Origin of the sequence: Rhodopirellula maiorica SM1 (assembly GCF_000346295.1) — a bacterium.
GTDB lineage: Bacteria > Planctomycetota > Planctomycetia > Pirellulales > Pirellulaceae > Novipirellula > Novipirellula maiorica.
On record NZ_ANOG01000424.1, the window covers coordinates 1 to 7,992 of the forward strand.

The following is a 7,992-nucleotide window of genomic DNA, read 5'->3' on the forward strand; positions in this document are numbered from 1 at the left end:
TTATCGTCAACGCTACGAAATGGTGCGTGAAGGGACCGAATTCTTGTCCAAGGGAGTTCGCCAGAACCGCAATGCACCCCGTTTGGTCTGGTACACCGGATGGTTCTATGGCAACAAGATGGGGATGTCCGACGAGAAGACTCAGTTCCGAAAACTGTTCTCCGAAGACGAGGTACTGCATGAATCATTGATGCAGCAAGGGATCGCCGTCGACAGCCCCGAGGCGCGTGGGCCTTACTTTAAACCCGACAATTGGTTGGTCGGACGATTGTGGTTGATGCACGGTTATGACATCGTCGATTCGGGCGTCAAGATTCGTCGTCAAACCCCGCTGAACTTCTTTGAAACCGGTCCGAAATGGCGAATCAAACACGCCGAATCGATTGAAGAAGAAGGTGTTTTGGATGACCGTGCCCAGAATGCATGGCAGCTGGCATCCGAAGGTTGGCGTCGTTTTGGTGAGCGAAGTGTGCCTACGACTTCGCCATTTACAATCAAATTGGGACAGTTGGATGAACTCGTTCGGCTGAAGGCACTGCGGATCGAAGAGTTCAAGAAGACGGTCGGCGACGCGGCGTCGGGAGTGAACGAGCACGCGGATTTCATGGAACTGGCGAAACGGGCCGACCCCAAAGTGCGACTGCAAGCGATCGAATTAGCGGGTGAAATCGCCGATCTCGAGCAACGTCGAAACAAGACCGATGGTTACCGCAAACAGATCAATTATCCCTACTGGGACACGTTGTCGTTGGCTGAGCAAGAAGAGCGAACCGTCACCGCACGTCGCTTAATCTATGAAGCCGAAAAGGCCAACGAAGCCGCCGAGCTGGACAAGGCAATCGACTTGTATGAGCAAGCGTTCGCGATCTGGGCTGAAATATTCGACGATTATCCGATTTTGACGATCGATGATTCGGCCGAAGATTTGATGCAGTCGGTTCGCCGTTATTCGATTGCCATCGATAGCGAAGAACTGCCCGAAGACTTCCCGCTCAATGCGTTTGTTGAAATGATGGCCGGTGGACGCGAAGTCAGCTCCGAAGTCTACGAGGACATTCGCGTTACCCAGAAAGAAAAGGCTGAACAACGCAAGAAGGAATTGGAAGCCGAAGAGCGTGAGCGAGAGCGTAAGGCCGCCGAAGAAATGAAAGCCGCCGAAGAAAAGGAAAAGGCGGCGAAAGAAACGAAAGAGAGCGAAGCGGAAAGCAAGGCTGAGGAGGACGAATCACAGCAGCCGACCGAGGAGATGAAGGAAGAGGAAGCGGCGGCCGAAGAAGAGCCGACCGAAGAAGAGCCAGCTGAAGATAAGCCAGCCGAAGAAGAGCCGGCCGAAGAAGAGCCGGCAGAGGTCGAGGAAGTACCGGCGACGGAGGAAGTCGATGCGGAAGCGGAGCCTGAGTCGGCCGACGAATCGTCGTCCTCTTAGGCTGTGATCGAGTGGCGATCGTGGGACTACTTCGGCACCATCGCTACGGAAAATCTCGTTTCCTGCGAAACGCGGATGTCACCGAGCATCCTCGTGTCGGTGGAAACAAACACTTGGGGATCGCTTTTGACAATGAGTACGAACCTTGATCCCTCCGCAATTCTGCAGACCGCGTTTGGGTTTTGGCACTCCAAAGTCCTGCTGACGGCGGTCGAGTTCGAACTGTTCACCAAGCTTGGGGATCGTCATGTCACCGGCGCCGAGCTTGGCGCCGAATTGGGGCTACACCCTCGCGGCATTGCCGATTTTTTTGACGCGTTGGTGGCGATGAAATTTCTTGGTCGCGATGGTGACGGGCCGTCGTCCACGTATTTCAATACCGCCGAGGGACGGCTGTTCCTGGACCAAGCGAGTCCGCGTTACATCGGTGGCATACTTGTCATGCTGAATGCGCGGTTGTTCAAATTTTGGAACGATCTTCCCGAAGCGTTGCGGACGGGAAAACCGCAGAATGAAATCAAGCATGGTCAAAAGGGGATGTTCGAAGAACTCTATTCGGACCTGCCGCGATTGGAACAGTTTATCGGAGCGATGACGGGATTGTCGCGGATCAATTTTGAAGCGTTAGCGGATAAGTTTGATTTCTCGAACTACCAAACACTTTGCGACGTCGGTGGGGCGAGCGGGTTGTTGTGTATCGAGGTCGCGAAAAAACATGCTCACCTACAATGCACCAGTTTTGATTTGCCCGCAGTCCGACCGATTGCTCAAAAGTACATTGCAGCGTCGGGATTGAGCGAACGGATTGATACGGCGGAGGGTGATTTTTTTGAAGGGGAGTTGCCGCATGCGGATGTGATTACGATGGGCATGATTCTGCATGACTGGAATCTCGACAAGAAAATGCACTTGATCCGCGCAGCTTACGAGGCGTTGCCGCCGGGCGGTGCATTGATCGCCATCGAAGCGTTGATTGATGATGCGCGGCGAGAAAACGTGCATGGTTTACTCATGTCGTTGAACATGTTGATCGAATTCGGTGATGCATTTGATTATTCGGGAGCCGATTTTCGCACATGGTGCGAGCAAGTCGGTTTTCAACGCTTCGAGGTGATCCACTTGGCGGGGCCGTCCAGTGCGGCGGTGGCCTACAAGTAGGCGGAGTGGTATGTCGCTGGTGTGGCCAACTAACATCGATTTGGACCGTGGCGGTCGTGCGCTATAATTAAAAGTGGAATTGCATTATCCTGTGCAATTGGGCTGTCCCTGCAATCTTGCCGCCTGTGCAGTGGAGCCGAGTGCCCGCATCATCGCTCACATTTTCCCATAAGCTGCTGCCGTGAAAAAAAAGTTTGCTCTCTCTGCTGCCGAAATCCAACCGCTTGCCGAGGGTTTTGGAGGTTGCTTTGCCACGGATGCTATCACCGTTGATGGAAATCCAGTGGGGTACATGTACCGCGAGGAAGCCGATTTCGAAGAGGACAGCGGTTGGCGATTTTTAGCGGGAATTGAGACACAGAAATATTTAGATGACGCCAACAATACCGGCATCTACGACGTCAACGAAATCGCTAACTTTGATCCCGACATCATCCCGCTGTTGGATGCACCCGAAGGCTCGGCATTCGAGCGGGACGAAGAGAGCGGTGCGTTTGTTCCCGCGCCAGACGACGAAGAAGACGAAGATTGATCGTCGTGTAGGCTCGTAGGCCCGATCACAGCGGAGCGAAGATCCGGCATGACGGTGGAAACGATTTCACCATCACGTTCGCTCCCGCCGGGTCGGCGTCGCTTGGGGCGACTTGATCCGGCCTACGTATTGCGTTTCGTACTTCGTGCTATGGCGTGATGGGCGAGATCGTGAACTCGTAATGCAGTGGTTCGTCACCCGGGATTGTGTATTGGGCGTGCGTCCGTGCTCCCCACGAATTGTCACCGCCCACCCCGTGTAGCTTGGCGTCGATGCTGAGCAGATTGAAATCTCGACGCGGCAATTGGTAGGGATGTGACGCACTTTCCACATCCTCGATCGTGAACGGCCACGCGCTCACGCTCAAGGGGGCCGTACCTGTAAACTTCAATCCTCGTCCCGCTTTGTCAACGACGGTGATCCAGCGTGTATCGGTTCGGTTGCCTACGTCCTGAGTCCGGCAATACGGATGCACCATCGCGTCGACGCTCGACTCATACACCGCGATCTCACCTCCGGTTTTGCGGTCCCAATATGTCTCGTGCGGACCACGGCCGTACCAACGCACTTGATCCATCGCTTGGGGTACTTTGACTTGCATACCAAAGCGAGGAATCAGAGGCCGTTTCACGTTTCCGGGATCGTAGTCCGAAACAACGTGGATGTTGCCGCTGGGAAAGATCGAATATCGCAGCGTCAATCGAGCATCGCCGATGGGCAGCTTGGATTCGGTGGTGATTTCGACATGGTTCTTTTGTTGCTCCACCGTCATATTGCTGAGCGTTCGTTTGTCGGCCGCATTCCGCCAGTCGCCCAGCCGGTTTAGGTATTGATTGCGATATTGGTTGTCATTTGGCGCTTTCCAAAATTGGGGTACAAAAGGCCCCAAAATCAGAGAGTGTCCATCTGCTTGGATCGAAGCCAATTCTCCGGTGCTTGCGTTAAATGTGGCCACGGTTTTGCCCGCCGTGACTTGCACCTCGGTTTCGGTTTCCGCAACCACGACGCTTCCTTCGTTGGGTGTTTCGGTGGCCCCGTTTGGTGTCCATTCGGCGAGCTCGAATTGGTCCCATGCAATCCGGTGTCCGGCATCCGCCCAGGGAAGTGCGGTGGGCAATTCAAATGAAATGGTCAACAGAGTTTCTCCTGGTTGGTCGTCCAATCCTTCCAACGGCAGCGTGATTTGTTGGCTTGTGAGTGGCTCGATATTCAATCGCTTGAGCGTTCCCGACCGAATGGACTCGCCATCACGGCGGATCACCCAGTTGGCAACGAACTCGTTCAGATTGGTAAATAGAAACTTGTTTTCGACCTCGAACTTGCCGCTCGCCAGATCGACTGCCGTCACCTTGATGTTTTGGTGAACCTTTTTGACTTCCCTGATATGGGGATTCAGGCGGCGGTCCGGTTGGACGAGTCCATTCATGCAAAAATTGCCATCGTTGGGCTGGTCCCCAAAATCACCTCCGTAGGCAAAGAACGTATCGGGGCTGCCGGCCGGTCGCTGCTGCTCGCTCGTCTTCGTAAGATCAAACGCCAAGACAAGTCCTTCGCTGCTCCGCGACGCTACCGAGGCGACTTCTTTGGCTGACAGCGCGCGATCATAGATTCGTACTCTGCGGATCGGTAACGACGCAACTCGCTTGATGACTTCCGAATTGCGACCAATGTTGACGTCGAACACGCTCGGGTTGATCTTGCCCTGCAACTCCTTCTCACCCACTTGTTTTCCATTGACGTACAGTCGCTGGTGCTTGCCGTCGTAGGTCGCGGTCACGCGATTTTGACCTCGGTTGAGGTTGGCGTCTGCGTAAGAAACGTGCAGTCCTTTCCACGCATCGGTGTACAGCGTAAAGTGGATCCCTCGGCCATCAAGCCGCAGCAGGTATTGGTGGTCCCCCTTGGAGATCAGCGGACAAAATTCCGAAGCGTGATTGCCATCGAATACCGCTTCGAGTGTCAAGGTTTCGGTCAACTGCAAGGCGGCAGATCGATCGACCACGACCGCTCCGGTGACTCCCTTTTCGGCATCGACGTCACCCAGAACTTTCGCGGACTGGTTGGGGTTTTGTTGATCGTGGACGACCCGCGTGGTGGGGATCGGTTTGCGAAGTCCTTGGTCGACCCAATCCCAGATGAAACCGCCCTGCAAGTGATCATAGGATTCGATTGCGTCCCAGTAATCTTGGAAATTGCCGACGCTGTTGCCCATCGCGTGAGCGTACTCGCACAAGATCAGGGGACGGTCAGGATTTTTTGACGCGTAGTTTACGATTTCGTCGATGGTGGCATACATTGGGCAACGAATGTCGGTGTTGCGGTCATCGTAACCTGCGCGTTCGTATTGGACCGGACGCGACGGATCTCGTTGTTTGATCCAGTCGTAATCGGCCATGAAATTCACGCCGTTTCCGGCTTCGTTGCCCAGCGACCAAATGATGACCGACGGATGGTTCTTGTCGCGTTCGACCATCCGTACGGTGCGGTCCATATGGGCTTTGCCCCAAGCCGGATCCTTCGCTAGCGATTCACCGCCGTACCCCATTCCGTGCGATTCAATGTTCGCTTCATCGACCATATACAATCCGTATTGGTCACACAAATCGTACCACTGCGGGTCATTCGGATAATGGCTGGTGCGAACCGCGTTGATGTTGAATTGCTTCATCAGCTTGATGTCTTCGATCATCGAGGCGACCGAAACAGAGTGCCCGGTGTCGGGGTCATGTTCGTGGCGATTGACTCCTTTTAAGTAGACATATTTGCCATTGATATGTAGCAGTCCTCGTCGGATCTCGACTTTGCGAAAACCGACGCGTGCGGTGGTCACTTCGATCACGTTGCCCTGATCATCCTGTAATGTTAACAGCAACCGGTAAAGGTCCGGCTTCTCTGCGGACCAAAGCTTTGGTGCGACGACTTCCTTCGTTAAAGTTCGATTCGTCGAACGATTCGCAGGAGCGTTACCAGTCGTGATTACATCACGAAAGACCGTTTGATTCTGATCATCGATCAGTTCGGCTTCGACCGTAAAGCTCTGCTGAACGTCGTCTGCATTTGCAATCTCGATATCCACTGACAATTTTGCATCTCTATAATCCGAGTCCAAATCGGTATGCACAAAAAAGTCACGCACATGTAGCGGAGCCGCGGACCACAGGAACACGTCACGAAAGATGCCGCTGAGCCGCCAAAAGTCTTGATCTTCTAGATAGCTGCCGTCGCTGTAGCGATAAACCTCTACCGCCAATGTGTTGTCACCGGGCTTCAGATATGACGAGATGTTGAACAAGGCAGGAGTACGGCTGTCTTGGCTGTAGCCCACCTTTTCACCATTGATCCACACGTAAAACGCCGAGTCGACTCCGTTAAATTGCAAGAATGTTTGGCGTTCCTTCCACTCGTTTGGGATCGCAAACTGTCGGCGGTACGAACCCACCGGATTGCGTTGATCAAAATTGGTAAAGTGTTTGGGCGGCTCGCCCATCACGCGAGGTGGATCCTTTTTAAACGGATAGGGGATGTTGCTGTAAAGCGGAACACCATAACCATGCATTTGCCAATTGCTTGGGACTGCTAGATCGTCCCAGTTGCGGACGTCAAAATCGGGACGATAAAAGTCAACGGGACGTTCGCTTGGTTGTTTCACCCAGTTGAATTTCCAAATTCCATTGAGACTTTGGAAAAAAGGCGTTGCTTCCGGGGTCGCTTGAATCGCACTGGCACGATCCGGAAACGGCAGCGATGTCGCTCGCGGCGGTTGCTTGTTCTGCGAAACCACCTGTTCGTTTTCCCAATCGTGGGGTTCTGCGATCGCTCGCGTATTGCAAACGCAAAGACAAATCGCAGAGGCGGCGAAAATGATCGAGCGAACGCGACGGGGGGATCGCAGCGGATTCCCTCGGTTGACTAGCGATTCAGAAGGCATCTTGGACTCACTCTTGTTTTGATAGACAGGACAAGCCGCAGATCGTCGTGGGATTGGACTCTGCATGGTGTTTGGGAGTCGAATCAGTCTAACGGAATTGCGCCGGACTCGCACATCAACGGTACTGCAAAACGCTACAATCGTTCGTCATTGCCGATGACGTGTTTTTTCCATCCTTCCTTGCTGAATAGTGTTTACCGACATGGCTCGATTTAGAATCGCGGGTATCAATTTTGATCATTTTCATATGGGAGATTTGTTGCGTCAGGTGCACGAACACCCCGATGCCGAAATCGTTGGACTGTGCGACCATGATCCTGCGCGAATGACGGCCGCTGCCAAGTCATTCGATGTTCCGCAGGAGCAGATTTTCACCGATCATGTGGCGTGTCTCGAACAAACCAAGCCCGATTTGGTGATCCTGTGCCCCGCGGCGTCGCACCATGGCGATTGGGTCGAAAAAGTTGCTCCGTTTGGTTGCGACATCATGGTCGAAAAACCGTTCGCTGGATCGCTGGCCGAAGCCGACCGGATGATCGCGGCAACGCAGGCCGCGGGAAGCCGATTGGCGATCAATTGGCCGTTGACTTGGATGCCATCGCATCGCACCGCCAAGCGATTGGTCGACGAAGGCGTGATCGGCGAGATTCTCGAAGTGCATCACTATGGCGGCAATCGTGGGCCGCTGTGGCATGCCGCCGACAAGGTCGAACGTACCGCAAGTGACGTCGAGCGTGAAAAGCCTAACAGCTGGTTTTACAAGCGGAACCAAGGGGGCGGATCACTGCTCGATTACGCCGGCTATGGGACGACGCTGGGGACGTGGTTCATGAACGGCCGTCGCCCGATCGAAGTCAGCTGTGTCGTGGACCAACCCAAGGGCTTGGAGGTGGACGAACACAGTATCATTGTCGCCCGCTATGACACCGGTTTGTCCAAGTTTGAAAC

The 7,992-nt window shown here is 54.0% G+C and carries 5 protein-coding genes; 4 read left to right on the forward strand and 1 reads right to left on the reverse strand.

What is annotated here, in order from left to right:
- From RMSM_RS40925 to RMSM_RS13570, 3 genes are all read left to right on the forward strand, one after another.
- Window positions 1-1,426, forward strand: a 1,426-nt coding sequence (locus RMSM_RS40925) for a hypothetical protein (RefSeq protein WP_040766414.1), incomplete at its 5' end; no start/stop codon positions are given.
- 132 nt (window positions 1,427-1,558) lie between these two features.
- Window positions 1,559-2,584 carry a methyltransferase gene (locus RMSM_RS13565; RefSeq protein ID WP_008696833.1) on the forward strand — a complete coding sequence of 342 codons (1,026 nt, stop codon included), beginning with the start codon at window positions 1,559-1,561 and terminating at the stop codon, window positions 2,582-2,584.
- 181 nt (window positions 2,585-2,765) lie between these two features.
- Entirely contained in the window at window positions 2,766-3,116 is a 351-nt protein-coding gene (locus RMSM_RS13570) for a DUF2185 domain-containing protein (RefSeq protein ID WP_008696835.1), read from the forward strand.
- A 148-nt stretch (window positions 3,117-3,264) separates the two neighbouring features.
- Here RMSM_RS13570 and RMSM_RS13575 read toward each other — a convergent pair whose 3' ends face one another.
- Window positions 3,265-7,044, reverse strand: coding sequence for a glycoside hydrolase family 2 TIM barrel-domain containing protein (locus tag RMSM_RS13575; RefSeq protein ID WP_008696837.1), 3,780 nt, complete (start codon window positions 7,042-7,044; stop codon window positions 3,265-3,267).
- A 202-nt stretch (window positions 7,045-7,246) separates the two neighbouring features.
- On the opposite strand from RMSM_RS13575, the gene RMSM_RS13580 reads away from it, so the two are divergent.
- The coding region (locus tag RMSM_RS13580; protein ID WP_040766416.1) for a Gfo/Idh/MocA family protein at window positions 7,247-7,992 on the forward strand (746 nt) is incomplete at its 3' end.